Source organism: Dyadobacter sp. NIV53, from assembly GCF_019711195.1.
In the GTDB taxonomy this organism is placed as follows: domain Bacteria; phylum Bacteroidota; class Bacteroidia; order Cytophagales; family Spirosomataceae; genus Dyadobacter.
This window is the reverse complement of the sequence record NZ_CP081299.1, coordinates 5,271,047-5,289,555: the sequence shown is the minus strand read 5'-3', so window position 1 is coordinate 5,289,555 and position 18,509 is coordinate 5,271,047. Positions and strand designations below refer to the sequence as shown.

The following is an 18,509-nucleotide window of genomic DNA, read 5'->3' as shown; positions in this document are numbered from 1 at the left end:
AGCGGATCAGGTCGTTCGCTCAGTATAAAAAATATTATTCTTTACTTACGAAACTTTCACATAACTACCCAGCCATTTCAGGTGAGTGCCGTATTTATGCATGATTTCCTGAACAGCAGGATCTTCTACATGCCCAAGAAATTCAACCAAAAACCAGGCACGGAAAGTAGCTTCGCCGCGCTGTGGCCTGCTTTCTATTTTGGTCAGGTTGATTCCCCGGTCATTAAAATCTTTCAGAAAATCATAAAGAACACCCGGGCGGTTCGTATTAGGCAGGTTAGCAATGATAGTGGTTTTATCATCATTACTTTTTGCATTGACAAAATCCTTTGAAAGTATCAGAAAACGCGTCCGGTTCTGGTCACTGTCTTCTATATTATCAAAAAGAACCGGAACACCGAACAAACGTGCCGATATTGAAGAGCATATTGCAGCAGATTCAGGATCGGCTGCAGCCATCTTCGCGGCTTTGGAAGTAGAATCGACTGATATCAGTTCAACATCCAGACCATCAAGATATTCACTGATAAATTTGCCGCATTGCCTGAAAGCAATATCCTTGGAATAAATACGCCGGATATCACGCAGGGAATCAGACTGGGAAGCAAAGGTAAAATGTATTGGCAACATCAGTTCGGCAACAATCGTCAGGTTTTTGTCGCGTAAAAAATCCACCGTTTCAATAACAATACCTTCCTGATTATTTTCAATCGGCACTACACCAAACTTAGCACGGCCGGTTTCCACACTTTCAAAAACTGAATGGATTGTGGGTAAAACCAGATATTCGCTCATTGCTCCAAACCGGCTTTCCGCAGCCTGGTGTGTAAAACTGCCTTCGGGACCCAGATAAGAAATCCTTTCCGGTAATTCGAGATTGCGTGAAACAGCAAAAATTTCAAAGAAAATAGCGTCAATCGCCTGTCTTGTTAGTAAACCCGCGTTGCGTTTTTCTAACCTGTCAAGTATTTGTTTTTCCCTTTCCGGCCTGTAAATAATTGATTTTGAAGACCTTTTCAATTCGCCAACTTCCCGAACAAGCTCCATCCGCTCATTCAAAACTGCCAGCAACTGATCATCAAGTGCATCAATTCTATTTCTTAAATCTTGTAAATTCACAAAGTAACTGTATAAAATGAAAAATGTGTACGGAGGATATTCATGTAATTATACTAAACGGCAATTGCCAGTTCTTCAATATTCTTTTCTATTTTTAAATTATCAATTATAAAACGCTGGCGTTCAGGTGTATTTTTTCCCATGTAATATGTCAGCAATTTTTGAATTGACGTTTCTTTTTGAAGGATTACCGGTTCCAGGTGCATGTCCTCTCCAATAAACTTTCCAAATTCTTCGGGTGAAATTTCGCCCAACCCTTTAAAACGCGTTATTTCCGGTTTACTTCCCAGTTTGTCAATAGCTGCCTGTTTTTCTTCCGGCGTATAGCAATAGATCGTTTCTTTTTTATTTCTTACTCTAAAAAGCGGAGTTTCAAGCACATATAAGTGTCCGTTACGCACCAGATCCGGAAAAAACTGCAGGAAAAACGTCATCAGCAGTAATCTGATGTGCATACCGTCAACATCTGCATCGGTGGCGATCACAATGCGGTTAAATCGCAGATTTTCAACACCATTCTCAATGTCCAGTGCATGCTGCAGCAAGTTAAATTCTTCATTTTCATAAACAATCTTTTTGTTCAGCCCGAAGCAGTTCAATGGCTTTCCCCTTAGACTGAAAACAGCCTGCGTTTGTATATTTCGTGACTTGGTAATAGAACCACTTGCCGAATCTCCTTCTGTTATAAATAACGTACTTTCATAACGGAGCTCATTTTTAAGGTCAGTAAGATGTAACCGGCAATCTCTCAGTTTTTTATTATGAAGATTCGCTTTTTTAGCACGGTCATTTGCCAGTTTTTTAATACCAGCCAGCTCTTTCCGCTCTCTTTCAGATTGTTCGATCCGTTTTTTCAGCGCATCCCTGGACTCCGGGTTCATGTGCAGAAAATTGTCCAGCCTTTCTTTCACGAAATCATTGACAAAAGTACGGACTGTTGTACTGTTAGGATCAGGCGTCATCGTATTGGAGCCCAGCTTGGTTTTAGTTTGTGATTCAAAAACTGGTTCCTGAACACGGATTGCAACGGCCGCAATAATTGAAGAGCGGATATCCTCTGGTGCATAATCCTTACCAAAATGTTCCCGAACAGCCCTCACTACCGCTTCCCTGAATCCGGTTAAATGCGTTCCTCCCTGTGTGGTATACTGGCCATTAACAAAAGAATAATACTCTTCACCGTATTGATTTCCATGTGTCATCGCAAATTCAATATCCTCTCCCTTGAGATGTATGATTGGGTAACGTATTGTTTCGGCGTCAGACTTACTTTGTAACAGATCAAGCAATCCGTTTTGGGAAATGTATTTTTGACCATTGAAATTGATTGTCAGCCCGGCGTTGAGATAACAGTAATTCCAGATCATATTATTAAGATACTGAGGTATATACCTGAAATTTTTAAAAATTATACCGTCAGGTTCAAATACCATATAGGTACCATTTCGCTGATTTGTTTGTTCTTCCTTTGATTCCTTTAATAAAACACCTTGCTGAAATTCGGCTGATTTTGATTTTCCTTCCCGGTACGATTGTACTTTAAAATAATTGGAAAGTGCATTTACAGCTTTTGTACCTACTCCGTTTAATCCAACCGATTTCTGAAATGCACCGGAATCATATTTCCCGCCAGTATTTATCTTAGAAACACAATCCACTACCTTTCCCAACGGAATTCCACGTCCATAATCTCTTACTTCTACACGATGTTCAGAAATTTTTATTTCAATCGTTTTGCCATTTCCCATCATGTGCTCATCAATGGAATTGTCCATTATTTCTTTCACAAGCACATAAATCCCGTCGTCAACCGATGAGCCATCCCCCAGCTTTCCAATGTACATCCCGGGCCTGAGACGAATATGTTCCTTCCAGTCCAGTGACTTTATACTGTCTTCATCGTATTGAACGTTAGTCGTATTTTCCATAATTTACCATTATCCGTATGTTCATGATGACGGATTTTAATTGTATTTTAATAATTTTGGCCATTTATCGTTACGCTATTGTAACTTTGCGCAATTGATCCTTATTCCGGTGAATACCAGAAATTCTTTAAAAATAGGAAAAATCTAATTTACTTTGCATTATATAAAAAATCAAATATTCAGTTCTCCTCTACTGAAAATTTAAAATTATAAGATCATTACATGCTTATATTGAATTATAAGTAATTAAAAGCACACAATAACACTTCTTATGAGCATATTCAAGTTGGATAAAAATTGTAAATATATATTACCTTATTTGCTAAGTTTTATCATTTCACTACCAGCAATTTCACAGGTTACCGCACCGACAATCTCACCTGCTACTGCTCCTTCTTCTACCAGCCAGCCACAGGGAACGCAACCATCAGGAACTCCAAGAAGTACCAATCCTGCAAACCCCAGAAGTACTACAACAGGCAACCAACCTGCAAACAGTACGAATCCACAAGGTGCGGGAGAAAATGGAAAAGCAGCCGGAACTGATGCAACAGATACAGGAAACCAGAATTCCCAGGATCAAAGCAAACAAAACCAGTCTACTACCGGTACTTTAACGCCTGAGCAAGAGGCAAAACAGGAATTGCGGAATAAAATTTACGGTTATTCAATTTTTGCTGATAAGAATCTAAATACAATTCCTGACTTCCAGATTTCCACACCTTTTAATTATGTTTTGGGTGCAGGAGACGGCCTTAATATCTACTTATACAATTTTGCCGAAGCTGCTTACGAAGTCTCAGTAAACCGCGATGGTTTTATCACGATACCCAGAGTTGGAAATGTTTATGTCAGTGGCAGAACAATTGAAGAAGTAAAAAAAATCCTGATAGATAAATTTTCAAAATTTGTTCCTGGAATGCTCGGAACAGGCGGAGAATCAGCCCGAACCAAATTGGCTGTAACCCTGTCGGAAGTAAGAACCGTCAAAGTATTTGTTACTGGTGAAGTTATCAATCCTGGTGCTTATGAAATGTCATCTCTTGCATCCGCATTTAATGCATTGTATCAGGCTGGCGGACCTAATGAAATAGGATCTTTCCGTGATGTTCGTATCGTGCGGAATGGTAAGGTGATTTCTCATCTTGATATTTACGATTTCCTTTCAAACGGAAAAATTGATGGCGATCTTCGTGTGCAGGACAATGATAACATCGTTGTGAGTTATTATCTTAAAAGAGTTGAAATAGCAGGCCTGGTTAAAAGACCCGGGCTTTTTGAACTTTCACCAGATGAAAAACTAATTGATGCTATTAGTTACGCAGGAGGTTTTGAAGATCAGGCTTATCGCGGCAGAGTAAAACTGGAAAGGATTACGTCAATTGAAAGAAAATTATTTGATGTTCAGGAAAGCGAATTCAAGACATTTGAAATGGCTACCGGAGATGTTGTTAATGTTGAAACGGTACTTGACCGGATTGAAAACATTGTAACTATTACCGGTGCAGTAATGCGGCCGGGAAACTTTTCACTTGACAGCAGCCCTTCCCTGAAAAAATTGATTGAAAATGCACAAGGACTTAGGGAAGATGCTTTTGTAGGACGTATCAATGTGTTAAGAACCCGCCAGGATCTTACTATTGAAAGCATCCCTTTAAATTATACGGATGTAATTAACAATGTAGTTCCGGATCTGGTACTAACGAGACTTGACCAGGTTGTAATTCCTTCCAAATTTGAAATGGCAGAAACCGCTTACATCAGTGTAGAAGGCGAAGTCAATAATACCAAAATCGGTGAGAATGAGGGCAAATTCCCTTTTACTTCGAATATGACCCTGGAAGATGTGCTTTTACAGGCAGGCGGCCTGAAAGAATCTGCGTATTCTACGGAAGTGGAAGTGGTGCGCCGCAAAAGAAATAGTATTGCAGGAGCCGCAAATGCGCAGATATCTGAAATTTATAAATTCAATGTCAACCGTGACCTTTCGCTGAATAATAAGGAAACCAATTTCGTTTTGCTCCCTTTTGATCAGGTAATTGTCCGGAAATCACCTAATTATGTTGAGCAGCAATCTGTTTTTGTGGAAGGCGAGGTACTGGTAACGGGCCCATACAGCATTATTAATAAAAACGATAAGATCAGCGACATCATCAAAAGATCTGGCGGATTAACAGAACTGGCTTATCCGGAAGGAGCAACTTTGCTAAGAAGAACGATCGTTAACAGTCTGCAAACCCCGGTTGATTATCTGGCGGAAGAAGCTGCTGAAACTAATATCAAACGCGGAACGATTACAAATGACCTTCCAAATGTAAAAGAAGAGTCCATTGGTATTAAATTAAAAAATATACTAAAAAGCCCAGGTTCTTTTGAAGACCTGATCGTACAGGAAGGAGACATCATTCGTATTCCTAAAAGATTAGAAACGGTACAGGTAATTGGTTCCGTTTTATATCCTACAACCGTAAAATATGGCAAGGGAATGGCCTTCTCTGATTACATTTCTCAGTCCGGCGGTTTCACTACTCAGTCATTAAGAAAAAGCTCTTATATTAAGTACCCTAACGGAAATGTAGACAGAACTAGGAGATTTCTCTTCTTCAATGTTTATCCGAAAGTTGAGCCAGGATCAGAAATATATGTGCCGCAAAGAGCTGCACCTGCTCTTAGCCCGCAACAAGCTATAACTACAACAACAGGTGTGCTAAGTTCAATCATGACACTAATTTTTGCGGTTCTGGCCTTCCGAACAATAAAATAATTAACAATGTCGAATACAACACAACAAATCCCTGAAGATCAGCTTAGCCCGAGAGATGTCATTGATAAAGTGCTAGAAGTAAAAAATGCGCTGGTTAAAAACTGGAAAATGCTGCTTCTTTTACCAATTGTGGGTTTCGGTATAGGATATGCACTGGATTCTTATTTAAAAACACCAACCGAATTTGAGGCTGATGTTGTTTTTAATCTCGGAGGTGGCAGTCAAAGTGCCGGATTGGGCGATATGGCAGGATTATTAGGATTGGGTAACGCTCCGGACGCCAACATTTTTACTGGTGAAAATTTTTTCTACTTTGTTAAATCACGGCCTGTTATTGAACGGAACCTGATGAAAGAAGTAGATGTGAATGGCAAAAAAATGATTTTAGCCAATCTATATATTGATTCAAGTGGAATCAAACAAAAAGAATGGGAAAATCGTCCGGAATCGCATAAGTTTCAATTTACTACCAGAGATATTAAATCCCTGGATATGAATTCAAGGGTTATTTTGAATGAGCTTGTTGTTAAAGCAACCAATGCTACGGATATTTCTTCCCTGGAACGCAAATCTTCATTCATAAAACTTTCCACCAATATGGAGAATGAAAGATTGGCGGGATTGTGGATAACAACTTTGCTTACAACAGTAGAGGAAATGTATACAGAAAGTCAGACTCAGAAAACACGTAAAACACTAAGATTATTACAGCATCGTGCAGACTCACTGGCGCGTGTGTTAGGAATAGCTGAGCATAAACTGGCAAGAGAATTGGATTACAGCTCCCAGATCATCGTGCCGGAAGCCAAAATTACTGCCAATAGTATGGAACGCAAATCAACTTTCCTTCAGCAACTGTATTACGAAGCCATGGGTAACGCCGAAAAAATGCGCGTGTCTCTGGTTCGTGAAGCACCTCTGTTTACAGAAATTGAAGGAATAAAAGTTCCGTTGGATATGAAAGCGCAGGATAAAAGAAGAGCAAAAATCGGAGCTTTGGCCGGATTATTAATCGCATTGGTCTTTACATATTTCAGAACTGTATTTTCTCCTGCAACTAAGGTAGTCAGGGATTAATTTATAATCATGCAACACATCACTACAATAAAAGCCGGAAGGTCAGAAAAGGATTACTGGAAAGAGCTATGGCAGAACCGGCAGTTATTAATGATACTTTCCCGGCGTGATATTTCTGTCCGTTACAAACAAACTGTTCTGGGATTGGCCTGGAGTGTTTTAAGGCCACTGATGACGATGGCCATCATGGTCTTTGTTTTTAGTTTTGTTGCAAAGCTTGAAGGTGATCCTGGCATACCCTATCCACTGATGGTTTTGAGCGGACTTACGATCTGGACATTCTTTTCCAATACTTTTACACAAATCAGCAGCAGTATTTTAATTAATTCCAATCTGGTTTCAAAGGTTTATTTTCCCAGGCTGCTCATGCCGCTGAGTTCTGTGGCGGTTGGTTTCGTTGATTTTGTTATCACATTCGTTATTTTCCTGATATTTACGGTTATTTCAGGCTATCCGTTAAGCTGGAATATATTATACCTTCCTGCATTTGTAATACTAACCTTTGTTATTTCGCTGGGTTTCGGCCTGTTTTTTGCTGCTCTGCATGTCAGGTTCCGGGATATTGGCCAGCTTATACCATTTATGGTTCAGGTCGGTTTTTATATTTGCCCTATTGCTTACACAAGCCGATTGGTTCAGGGCGAATGGTATGAGAAAATATATAAATTAAATCCGATTGTCGGAATTATTGACGGGTTCAGATGGTGCTTATTAGGAGACAAGGCCTACTTTGATCCGCAAAGCCTTATCTCAACTACTATTATTTCGTTTGTAATATTAGTTTTATCTGTCTTTTATTTCCGCAAAAAGGAAAATACGTTCGTTGATCATATCTGAAATAGCTATTTTTGTAAATGTCTGTAATTATAGCTGAAAATCTCAGCAAAAAATATATCATTGACCATCAGAGAAAAGGTGGTCCTCCAAGCCTTCTGCGAAATTGCTACCGAAACGGTAAACAAGCTTTTTTCGCGCAAAGGTAAGAATTCCGATTTCGCAGAAAAGGAAGAATTCTGGGCCTTAAAGGATGTTAATTTCAGTATTGAACAAGGGGATCGTATCGGAATTGTTGGTCATAACGGAGCGGGAAAATCCACGCTTCTTAAAATTCTCAGCCGCATTACTGAACCCAGTACGGGACAGATAAAAATTGAAGGACGGATTGCCAGCTTACTTGAAGTAGGTACAGGTTTTCATCCCGAACTTACAGGACGTGAAAACATATTCCTGAATGGTGCGATACTTGGAATGGCCAAGAGTGAAATCAAGCAGTCATTCGATGCTATTGTGGATTTTGCAGGTGTTGAAAAGTTTCTGGATACTCCTGTAAAGCGTTATTCGTCCGGCATGTATGTGCGTTTAGGATTTGCCATTGCAGCCCATTTGAACCCGGAAATTCTGATTGTAGATGAAGTACTGGCAGTAGGTGATACTGAATTTCAGAAAAAATGTCTTGGAAAAATGCGGGACGTTTCTGAAAGCGGAAGGACACTCCTGTTTGTAAGCCATAATTTAACTGCCATTCAGGCACTTTGTAACAAAGCTTTTTATTTTGAAAAAGGCAGGTTAATTGACCAGGGTGAGACTACACACATCGTAACCAATTATCTGAGCAAGGTTTCTCACAAATCTCTTGAAAAGCACTGGGATAATATTGACCATGCTCCTGGAAATGACCAGGTACGTATTAAAAGTTTCAGGCTTTCTCCCGAATTTCAGGACAATCTGTTTCATATTGATGTTCGTACCCCGATCAATTTTGAGTTCGAATTCTGGAATATGGAAGAGGAATCTATTCTGAACCTGAGTATGCACCTTTATACATTTACAGGCGAATGTATATTCAATGTCGGAACACAAGCCGAATCTTTTGGTAAAGGACTTATCAAAGGAACCTGTGAAATTCCCGGCAACTTTTTAAACGATGGCTCTTATGTAGTATCCATGATGATTGTTAAAGATACCAGCACGGTACTTTACAACATGGAGGAAGCCCTTGTTTTTGATATTGAGGATTTTCGTGAAAATGTAACCTGGTACGGTAAATGGCCTGGTTATATTCGCCCTCAACTTAATTTCTCCATTCGCCAATCTGAACACGTAGTGAATGATTAACGTCACTAAGACTTTTTTACCCGATCAGGAAAAATACCTTCAATATGTTCGTGAAATCTGGGAACGCGGGTATCTTACCAATAATGGCCCTTTGTTACAGGAGCTTGAAGTACAACTAAAAGACTACCTTGGAGTTGAATATCTTTATTTCTGTGGGAACGGGACCATTGTATTACAAATTGCCATTAAGGCCTTAGAAATTGAAGGAGAAGTGATAACTACTCCTTTTTCTTACTGTGCTACTTCCAATGCCATACTTTGGGAACACTGTACACCGGTATTTGTTGATATTGATGCGCAAACATTTAATATCAATCCCCATTTGATTGAAGCTTCTATTACGCCTGCTACTACGGCTATCCTGGCAACCCATGTTTACGGTAACCCATGTGATGTTGAAGAGATTGAAAAAATAGCAAAAAAGCATAACCTGAAAGTTATTTATGATGCAGCACATGCTTTTGGTGTAATATATAAAAACAGGTCTTTACTGTCTTATGGTGATATAAGTACCTGCAGTTTTCATGCAACCAAGGTTTTTCATACCATTGAAGGCGGAGCATTAATTTCCAATCATCCCGAACTTGATAAGAAACTTCATTTGCTCAGAGCCTTTGGTCATCAGGGAGACGAATCTTATCATTTTGCAGGAATAAATGGTAAAAACTCGGAGTTCCATGCAGCGATGGGGTTATGCAATCTGCCTCATGTGCCCGAAATTATTGCCGCCCGAAAAGATATTTTTAATGATTATGACAGTTTGCTAAACTGGAATATTCTGGAAAAGCCAGTGATGAATAAAGATATGGAATACAATTATGCGTATTACCCTGTTGTATTTCCAAATGAAAAAATCATGAAAAATGTGATGGAAGCTTTGCGTCTTGAAGACATTATTCCACGCAGATATTTTTATCCGTCACTGAACACGCTTACATTTATGCCAAGGCAAATAGCATGTCCTGTTTCCGAAGATATTTCAGAAAGAGTTTTATGTTTGCCATTATTTGTAGGGCTCCCCCATTCGGATATCGAACGGATCTCTGCTATCATCAACGGTCATTTATTACCATAGTATTATGGTTATTGTATACTGGCTTTTCTTTTTCCTGTTCATTTACAGTGTAGGTTATGTTTCTAAAAAATAACCCAGCCATCGCTGACTGAATGGATCATTACTTCATTCATTCTTTTTGTCGGAAGCATCATACCAGCTGGTTTTGTGCTTTCGGCACTGGATCTGACCGCAAGTCCATTTTCGTGGATTGCCGGTACTTTTCTGGTACTTGCAATTCAATTTGGAATGTGGTCGGTGCTTATTCCTGTTAAAGCTGAATATTCTATCAGATTTGTATTAAAAGACAGAATAAGTACTTTCAGTATCTGGGCAAAAGAATTGTCACCTTATCTGAAGTTCATCTTCGTTATCATGTTTGGTACCCTGGCTATTATAGGGATCACCAATTTAATTTTGGTTTTATTTACCGTTCCCAACGAATGGGATAGCATGACTGGTCACCTCAATCGGGCCATTCGTTATATTCAGCGCGGTACCATGGAGCATTTTGGTGGTACCAACTGGAACATGGATACATACCCAAAAAGCGTTACCACTATCCAGATCTATTCTTACCTGATCACAGGAAAAATAGAAAACGCTTTCAAGCTCATACACCATTTGTCGTACTGGATAACGATTATCGCAGTTTTCGGCACCGCACAACGCATCGGCAGGAATCTTTCTGCCAGTTTTTTCTGTGCGCTTGCTTACAGTATGTTCCTGAATTTTTTAATGCAGGCCGTTACAACAGAGACAGATATAGTACTCACTGCTTATTTAAGTTGTTTGCTTTATTTCCTTTTTACTTATTATACCAATCGCGACAACAGATATTTATACCTGTCCGGTTTGGTATTCGGAATAGTATTCGGGCATAAAATCACTTTTGTATTATTGCTTCCATCGGTGTTTATCATCATGGTTTATGCTGTTTTTATCTCACCCAACTTTAGAGTATTTTTTGACCGCTTTGTTAAGCTGGCAATCGCTATATTTCTGGCAGTCCTCATTTATACATTGCCGACCGGTTATATCAAAAATATCCAGGTTTACGGCCACCCTATTGGTCCGCCAACCGCATTGAAACATCAGTCTGTTGAAAGATTTGTAACATTTCCTAATCTTCTGAAACAAGGCACCAGAAATGTGATCCGGTATAGTTACGAATTTTTTAATCTGGACGGCATACGCAATGCCCAATGGGGCTATGATTTAAATACCCAGATTCGCAAGCCAATTGTCGCAATGGAAAATAAGCTTAATCTGCGACTGGACGAAGAAACTACTTACGTCATTGTGCCTTTTATGTTCCAAAGGCGGTTTGACAATTATAATGCAAATCCCTATTGGGGCGTTTTTGGTTTTGCTTTAATTCTTCCGTTACTGCTTCTCGTCTTTTTAAGGGTATTCTCATCCAGAGTTCACTGGTTCCTTGCTTTAGCATTCGTACTTAATTTCATATCGGTTTCTTTTTCAGCCGTATATGACCCGTTTAAAGGAAGATATTTTATAGAACCGGGCTTGTTCGGCGTTTTATTTTTGCTTCTCCTGTTTTCAAATCATCGTCTTTCGATTATTAAACCAAGACGGAGAGTATGGAAAGGATATGTACTCCTGATTGTTCTGCTCGCTTGTACATCAGCAATTATGGCTGTTTTTTTGAATAGCCGTTGCCTTCCCTTTCCAGCCTATGGTTCAGAATCTGCTTTAAAAATGGAACGTATCAAATACCAGACATTTGCAAGGCCGGATATTACGAAAGCATACCAGACTTATGATTCAATTGTTCCGCAAGACGCAACTATAGCCCTGGCTACAATCAACGATGATTTCGAGTATCCTTTATACGGAGCCAAACTATCACGACGATTAATCTCCATTAATCCTTTTGAAAAAGGGTTGCAGCCTATTCCAAAAGATGCGGATTATCTGTTCTACGCCAAAAGTGTTGTAAATGATTCAAGCCGTATCAAAGCCTTACCAACAGATTTGAGATTAGGAAGCGATACAACGATGAAACATCTGGCCGTAAAGGGAGAAGATTATTATCTGCGTAAATTAAAATAAACGTTTTAGGGAAATTTAACAACGGTCTCAGCTCCGTAAATTGATATTACCCCTGAATTCGTCAACCATGGCAAATTGTACTGCCAGTAATCTGATAATCAATGACTATTGCAATCATGCAACCTTATATATTTCCATATATCGGATATTTCCAGTTGATCAATGCCGTAGATAAGTTCATCATTTATGATGATGTAAATTTTATAAACAAAGGATGGATTAATCGTAATAACATATTAGTATCCGGACAAGCGCATCTGTTTACGATTCCATTAAAGGATGCCAGCCAGAACAAATTAATTCATGAGGTGGAATTAATAGGTGGTGACCAGTGGAAAAAAAGTTTTTAAAAACAGTTCAGCAATCGTATCAGAAGGCACCTTATTTTGAAAAAACTTTTAGTCTTGTAGAAGAAATTGTATATTTAAATATCGGAACAATTAACGAGCTTGCATATCATGCTTTGAAAAAAGTGTGTACTTACATGGAAATTAAGACTGAAATCGTTTCTACGTCAGCCGTATACAAAAATACAGATCTTAAAGGGCAGGAAAGGATACTTGATATTTGTAAACAGGAAAATGCATCTCATTATATTAATCCTGTTGGTGGAATGGAATTATACGAAAAATCGAAATTTGCCAATGAGAGCATACGGCTTAACTTTTTAAAAAGTGTAGCAACCCCTTATTCTCAATTCAAAAATGCTTTCGTACCTTGGCTGTCAATTATCGATATCCTTATGTTTAACGATAACGAAAACATCAGCAAACTCTTAAAAGAATACGAACTTATATAAGCATGGCGAAAGTTATTATTTTTGGTGTCCTCGACACAGCAGAACTGGCTCATTACTATCTTGAAAACGATTCAGAACATACAGTAGCAGCTTTTACAGTCAACCGGGAATACATTCAGGATGAAACATTTCATGGCTTGCCGGTAGTAGCTTTTGAAGATATTGAGAACATTTTTTCTCCGACAGAATACTCATTTTTTGCTCCCATGACGGGACGCAATATGAACCGGAACCGTGAAAGTGTATACCATGCAGCCAAAGCAAAAGGATATCAGTTTATATCTTACATCAGTTCGCATGCAACCATTTTTGATAAAAGCGTAGTAGGCGAAAATTGCTTTATATTAGAAGACAATACCATTCAGCCTTTTACAACAATCGGCAACAACGTTATTATGTGGAGTGGCAACCATATCGGGCATCACAGTACGATAAGAGACCACGTGTTTTTCACTTCGCATGTAGTGATGTCAGGTCATTGTGTAATTGAGCCATATTGCTTTTTTGGCGTTAACAGCACTATCCGTGATTACACACATATTGCTCAGGGCACGCTCGTTGGTATGGCATCCGCTATTACTAAGGAAACCGAAGAATGGGGCATTTATATTGGCAATCCCGCAAAAAAGGTACCAGGCAAAAAAAGTTATGAAGCTTACTGACACCATTTTATTAAAATAACACAGTGGATTTTGATATTACTCATGGCAGAAACACACTTAGTAAATGGAACAAAAGAAAATATTATTTGTAAGTCATGATGCCAACCGGGCCGGAAGCCAGCTTCTGTTGCTGCAATTGCTAAGGCTACTGAAAGAACGCAGTATTCCGATGCATTTGTTGCTTTGTAATGGTGGTGAACTGGAAGATGATTTTGCAGAAGTTATAACCATTACCCGGTTGAACCCGCAATATTCAGAAATGACACCTCTGCTTACCGGAAAAATTCTCAGAAAAGTTAACCTGCATAAATTATACGAAGAACATTCTGCTCAAAAAGAAAATGACAGGATTATAGCAGAATTGGAAGGTCAAAATATCGGGCTTATTTTTGTTAATTCCATAGCTAACGCCGGTGTATACTATGAAACTTTGCGTTTCCTGCATCACCTGCCGTTGGTATTGTTCGTGCATGAACTGGCCATGTCTGTCAAGATTTATACGCATGAAAAACATCTGAATTTTCTACTGAAAAAGACTGATCACCTGATCGCTGTATCAAAAGCGGTAGCTAATTATTACGTAAAAAAATACGACTTTCCAATACATCACGTAAGTACTTTTACGCTTATTGATCATCAGCACATTGATGAAAAGCTTAAAAATGTTCAGGTTCAGATATTGGAAAAAGCATACCGGATTCCTGAAAATGCCATTGTTATCGGTGGATGCGGCAATGCTGAATGGCGTAAGGGAAATGATCTGTTCAACTGGATCGCACGAAATGTGATCCAGAGAACTACTCCGCTACCCGTTTACTTTGTATGGATTGGAGCAGGTCCGCAGCATGAAATATATGATTTGATTGAAAGCGACATCCGTATGATGGGACTTTCAGACAGGATTATACTCATACCGCCAACTCCCCAGGCGCTTGATTATATTAATCGTTTTGATATACTTCTCCTTAGTTCAAGGGAAGATCCTTATCCGCTTGTTGTGCTCGAAGCTGCCTTGCAGGAAATTCCGGTAGTGTGTTTTGAAAATGCTGGTGGTGCCCCCGAACTCATAGAAAGTGATGCGGGATTTGTAGTACCTTATATGGATATTAACGCAGCTTCTGATGCAATTATCCAGCTCGTACTTGATCCTGAATTACGTGACAGGCTGGGTGTAAAAGGACGAAAAAAGGTTTTGGAAAGACATAATACTGATAAAAGCGTTAGTAATATCGAGGCCATCATTCAAAAGTATTTACCTTTGCAGGTTTCGGAAAAACAAAATCAATGACCATCGTTTTTACTATTTGTTCAATCAATTACCTGGCGCAGGCGCGGACTCTCGGAGATTCGCTGAAAGCTACAAATCCTGACATACTCTTTTTTATCGGACTTGTAGATATACTTGAAGGGGTTAGTTTCGATGATGCCTTTATGCCGGAATATCCCATGATTGAAATCGACAAAATAGGCATTGACGGGTTTGACGAAATGGCTGCCAGATATGACATTACAGAATTGAACACGGCGGTTAAACCTTTCTATTTTACCTATTTTTTCAAAAATTACCCGAAAGCCGATAACGTCATTTACTTCGATCCTGACATTATCATCTTTAAGCCGTTAACACAACTGTTACATTCACTGCAACTTCATCAGGCCGTTTTAACGCCTCATATCAATACACCGATTGAAGACCGGCTGACACCAAATGAATTGCACCATTTAAATACAGGGATATATAATCTGGGTTTTGCAGCCTTTAGAAGAAGTCCTGAAAACCTGGAATATATCCAGTGGTGGGAAGAAAAGCTCCGTTACGAGTGTATGATTGACCTTTGTAACGGATTATTTACAGATCAGAACTGGATGAATTTCCTCCCTGTATTTGTAAAGAATGTGCATATTGAGCGAAATCCCGGATACAATGCGGCGTACTGGAACCTGCACGAACGCCAGTTTTCGATTGTTGATAAAAATTATTTTGTAAATGGGGATAATCCTTTGATATTTTTCCATTACAGTGGTTATGATCCGGCCAAACCCGATATACTTTCCAAATATCAGGACCGGTTTGAACTTGCGGAAAGACCTGATCTGACTGAACTTTTTGCTTTATATAAAAACAACCTTATAAAAAACGGGAACGCCTATTACCGGAAATTTCCATGCTTTTATATCAAACCTGCTCGTGTAGTACGTTACCTTCGTGTAAGAAAATGGCTTAAAAAACCTTTTAATTACGTAATTGACCAGCTCGAAACGATATAAATGAAAGAGCTTGTATCTGTAATAATTCCTGTATTAGATCCAAATCTTAACCCGACCGAAGAGCGGATACTGCATCATTGCCTGGAGGCATTGGCCAATTACCCGATCGTTTTCATCACATTTGAAAAAGCAGATCTGAGTATCATCAGAGAGCATCAGAAGGAAATAGATGTTGTATATTTTCCCAAAGAATATTTTCAGTCACGGGAAACGCTCGGAAAGCTTTTCCTGATGGAAGATTTTTACCACCAGTTCAGCTGGGCCAGTTTCTTGCTTATTCATGAACTGAATAGCTGGGTAATAAAAGATGAACTGTATTACTGGTGCAAGTCTGGTTATGATTATTTAAAAGCAGCACCTGTTTCCAAAAAACAAGGAAGTTTTCAGAATTTTTTTGAAGATATTTCACTGATTAAAGGATTAAACCATACTGAAAAATTGAGATTGGGAAGCAGTTTTCAGGATAACGGCTTATACCTGTGCCTTGTTGAACGAATGATTGCCACGCTTAAAGGCAAACAGAAAACTGCCTACAATTACAGGCATCACCAAGATCTGTTGAACCGTGACGCTCTGTTCTGGGAGATAGAAGCCAATCGTTTCTGGCCAAATTTGCGGAAGCCAACGCCAATTGTACAAAATTATTTTTGCCAATACGTTGATCACCAAATCACCCAATCAGAATTAAAGGATAAATTACCTTTTGCTTTGACTGGCATTAACGGTACCAATATCAATAGCCTGCCCTATTTTAAATAGGTAACGAAGAGAACCTTACACACATGAACATTATTTTCACCGTCTGCAACCGTACAAATCTATCCAATGCTTTGGCTTTGGGCAGATCCGTTATGCAACATTCGGGAAACATTTTTTACCTATGCTGGGCAGATAGCCCGGAACCTCTGAAACTGCCTGAGAATGTCAGGTTACTGACCGTTTCTGAAATCAATATTCCGGAGTGGCCACAAATGATTGGGCATTATTATGATTTTGAATTGTTGCCTGCGTGTCGTCCTTGGTTTGCAAAACACTTAATCAATCTGCATCCGGATCAGGTAACCTTTACCTTTTTTGCGCCCACGGTTTTACTGTTAAAACCAGTGGAAGAAATATTTGTCCGGGATGCAGGTATAATCCTGACGCCTCACACAACAAGCCCATTACAAAAATCTGCTGTCCTGGATGACAAAAGAATCCTCAACATTGGTATGTTCCATGCGGGAAGCTGGATTTTGAATAAAAGTGAAGAAAGTCTGAAATTCCTCGATTGGTGGGCTGTAAGAACCATAGACCGAGCAAAATTTGATCTTTGTAATGGTATGTGCATGGATCAGTTATGGCTCAATTTTGCTCTGGTCAGAATTAAAGATGCGCACCAGATTTCTCATAGTGGCTGGCATTTCGGTCTTCATTCGGTGCTGAGCAAAAAACTGGAATTTGAGAACGGCCATTATCTGGTCAATGGAAATCCATTGATTTCCATTGACTTTGCAGGTCTTGATTTTTTCGATCCTATCTGGTCAGATCAGGCAGTGTTATTATCTCAAAATCAGGCATTCAAAAAGCTTTTTTCTGAATATAAAAAAAACCTCAGCGCTTTTCAATCGTTTCTGCCTTCTGAATCAAAACCGACCTACGGCCTCATTCCGGATATCAGGAAGAACAGAATGATGAGAAAAAAGATTGAAGGCAAGCTAAAATCAATAACTGCGTTTATTGATCAGTTCCAATTTAACTAATAAGGAAAGCAGGATGAAATCCCTCCAAGAAAGTACACGTGATTTGCGTGAATTCATTTCGGTATTAAAAATAAAAAAGGAAAATTCAGGTCATTTCCCGAAACTTACCATCATCACGCCGTCATATAACCAGGCAGATTATTTAGAAAGAACGATTCTCAGTGTTTTAAATCAAAATTACCCGAATCTGGAATATATCATTATTGACGGCGGCTCAACAGACCACAGCGTAGAAGTAATAAAAAAATACGAAAATCACCTTACTTACTGGGTTTCGGAAAAAGACCGCGGGCAGGTACATGCTATAAATAAGGCACTTGAAAGAGCAACCGGCGAATATATAGGTTTTCAAAATTCTGATGATGTATATTTCCCTGGTACGTTTAAGCGTTTTGGAGAAGCAACTGTGAAAAAGCCGGATGACATTCTGTATGGTGATCTTTTCATGGTTTCAACAACGGATGAAGTTACTGAAATACTAAAAACTACTTCTTATAGCCTTACTTGTCAGGTACTTGAAGGAATGCAGATTCATAATCAGTCGCTGTTTTTCAAAAAAACACTGGTGGATAAATATGGAAAGTTTGATGAATCTTATCGTTTTGCCTTTGATTATGAATTTATCACCCGCTACACAGCAGAAGGTACAACGAGCGTTAGGAAAGTAGAAGGCCTGGGCGGAGCACTGAGGGTGCATGCAGATGCCAAATCCTCAACCATTGCACATGTAGGAGAAGAAGAGCATGTAAAAATCCAGAAATTGTACATTCCTTCCATTGGCTTCCCGGCTCTCAACAAATTGAGGTATCTTTGGTGCCGATTACGTAAAACGGCGTATTTCGCTCTAAAATTTGATTTTAAATATATAAGTTACAGATTATCCAGATGAATTGGAGTCTTTTAAATAT

13 protein-coding genes and 2 pseudogenes are annotated in these 18,509 nt (G+C 39.1%); 13 read left to right on the top strand and 2 right to left on the bottom strand.

Going from position 1 to position 18,509, the window contains the following annotated elements; all coding sequences use genetic code 11:
* Positions 1–45: 45 nt before the first annotated feature.
* Together pheA and KZC02_RS21910 are read right to left on the bottom strand one after the other, a co-directional pair.
* Complete coding sequence (gene pheA, locus KZC02_RS21915; protein WP_221390646.1) at positions 46–1,119, bottom strand: prephenate dehydratase; 1,074 nt, start codon at positions 1,117–1,119, stop codon at positions 46–48.
* Positions 1,120–1,172: 53 nt separating this feature from the next.
* The gene (locus tag KZC02_RS21910) at positions 1,173–3,047 is read right to left on the bottom strand and encodes a DNA topoisomerase IV subunit B (RefSeq protein WP_221390645.1); all 1,875 of its coding nucleotides are present in this window, start codon (positions 3,045–3,047) and stop codon (positions 1,173–1,175) included.
* Positions 3,048–3,318: 271 nt separating this feature from the next.
* Here KZC02_RS21910 and KZC02_RS21905 point away from each other — a divergent pair, with 271 nt between their 5' ends.
* From KZC02_RS21905 to KZC02_RS21845, 13 genes and pseudogenes are all read left to right on the top strand, one after another.
* A complete protein-coding gene (locus tag KZC02_RS21905) occupies positions 3,319–5,811 on the top strand; it encodes an SLBB domain-containing protein (protein WP_221390644.1) in 2,493 nt (830 codons plus the stop codon).
* 6 nt (positions 5,812–5,817) lie between these two features.
* On the top strand, positions 5,818–6,888 hold the full coding sequence (locus KZC02_RS21900) for a hypothetical protein (RefSeq protein ID WP_221390643.1): 1,071 nt from the start codon (positions 5,818–5,820) through the stop codon (positions 6,886–6,888).
* Positions 6,889–6,897: 9 nt separating this feature from the next.
* On the top strand, positions 6,898–7,725 hold the full coding sequence (locus KZC02_RS21895) for an ABC transporter permease (protein ID WP_221390642.1): 828 nt from the start codon (positions 6,898–6,900) through the stop codon (positions 7,723–7,725).
* A 17-nt stretch (positions 7,726–7,742) separates the two neighbouring features.
* Positions 7,743–9,003: pseudogene (locus KZC02_RS21890) on the top strand (ABC transporter ATP-binding protein).
* Positions 8,996–10,078, top strand: coding sequence for a DegT/DnrJ/EryC1/StrS aminotransferase family protein (locus KZC02_RS21885; protein ID WP_221390641.1), 1,083 nt, complete (start codon positions 8,996–8,998; stop codon positions 10,076–10,078). Before KZC02_RS21890 ends, KZC02_RS21885 begins: the two are co-directional and overlap by 8 nt.
* Positions 10,079–10,225: 147 nt before the next feature.
* Positions 10,226–12,130, top strand: a complete 1,905-nt coding sequence (locus tag KZC02_RS21880; protein ID WP_310590340.1) for a glycosyltransferase family 39 protein — start codon at positions 10,226–10,228, stop codon at positions 12,128–12,130.
* Positions 12,131–12,231: 101 nt separating this feature from the next.
* Positions 12,232–12,929: pseudogene (locus KZC02_RS21875) on the top strand (WbqC family protein).
* Positions 12,930–12,931: 2 nt separating this feature from the next.
* The gene (locus tag KZC02_RS21870; protein ID WP_221390640.1) at positions 12,932–13,591 is read left to right on the top strand and encodes an acetyltransferase; all 660 of its coding nucleotides are present in this window, start codon (positions 12,932–12,934) and stop codon (positions 13,589–13,591) included.
* A 64-nt stretch (positions 13,592–13,655) separates the two neighbouring features.
* Positions 13,656–14,879 (top strand): glycosyltransferase family 4 protein, encoded by a 1,224-nt coding sequence (locus tag KZC02_RS21865; RefSeq protein WP_221390639.1) that lies wholly within the window; start codon positions 13,656–13,658, stop codon positions 14,877–14,879.
* The gene (locus KZC02_RS21860) at positions 14,876–15,859 is read left to right on the top strand and encodes a glycosyl transferase (protein ID WP_221390638.1); all 984 of its coding nucleotides are present in this window, start codon (positions 14,876–14,878) and stop codon (positions 15,857–15,859) included. The genes KZC02_RS21865 and KZC02_RS21860 overlap by 4 nt, the downstream gene beginning before the upstream one ends.
* Positions 15,860–16,618 (top strand): DUF5672 family protein, encoded by a 759-nt coding sequence (locus KZC02_RS21855; RefSeq protein WP_221390637.1) that lies wholly within the window; start codon positions 15,860–15,862, stop codon positions 16,616–16,618. It abuts the gene before it with no gap.
* Positions 16,619–16,641: 23 nt separating this feature from the next.
* Positions 16,642–17,601, top strand: coding sequence for a hypothetical protein (locus tag KZC02_RS21850; RefSeq protein WP_221390636.1), 960 nt, complete (start codon positions 16,642–16,644; stop codon positions 17,599–17,601).
* 13 nt (positions 17,602–17,614) lie between these two features.
* Complete coding sequence (locus KZC02_RS21845; RefSeq protein ID WP_221390635.1) at positions 17,615–18,490, top strand: glycosyltransferase family 2 protein; 876 nt, start codon at positions 17,615–17,617, stop codon at positions 18,488–18,490.
* The last annotated feature ends 19 nt before the right edge of the window (positions 18,491–18,509 follow it).

Excerpts from the sequence above, each read along its gene's own strand:
- KZC02_RS21910 (WP_221390645.1), bottom strand. The coding sequence starts at position 3,047 with ATGGAAAATACGACTAACGTTCAATACGATGAAGACAGTATAAAGTCA.
- KZC02_RS21905 (WP_221390644.1), top strand. The coding sequence starts at position 3,319 with ATGAGCATATTCAAGTTGGATAAAAATTGTAAATATATATTACCTTAT.
- KZC02_RS21900 (WP_221390643.1), top strand. The coding sequence starts at position 5,818 with ATGTCGAATACAACACAACAAATCCCTGAAGATCAGCTTAGCCCGAGA.
- KZC02_RS21895 (WP_221390642.1), top strand. The coding sequence starts at position 6,898 with ATGCAACACATCACTACAATAAAAGCCGGAAGGTCAGAAAAGGATTAC.
- KZC02_RS21885 (WP_221390641.1), top strand. The coding sequence starts at position 8,996 with ATGATTAACGTCACTAAGACTTTTTTACCCGATCAGGAAAAATACCTT.
- KZC02_RS21870 (WP_221390640.1), top strand. The coding sequence starts at position 12,932 with ATGGCGAAAGTTATTATTTTTGGTGTCCTCGACACAGCAGAACTGGCT.
- KZC02_RS21865 (WP_221390639.1), top strand. The coding sequence starts at position 13,656 with ATGGAACAAAAGAAAATATTATTTGTAAGTCATGATGCCAACCGGGCC.
- KZC02_RS21860 (WP_221390638.1), top strand. The coding sequence starts at position 14,876 with ATGACCATCGTTTTTACTATTTGTTCAATCAATTACCTGGCGCAGGCG.
- KZC02_RS21855 (WP_221390637.1), top strand. The coding sequence starts at position 15,860 with ATGAAAGAGCTTGTATCTGTAATAATTCCTGTATTAGATCCAAATCTT.
- KZC02_RS21850 (WP_221390636.1), top strand. The coding sequence starts at position 16,642 with ATGAACATTATTTTCACCGTCTGCAACCGTACAAATCTATCCAATGCT.
- KZC02_RS21845 (WP_221390635.1), top strand. The coding sequence starts at position 17,615 with ATGAAATCCCTCCAAGAAAGTACACGTGATTTGCGTGAATTCATTTCG.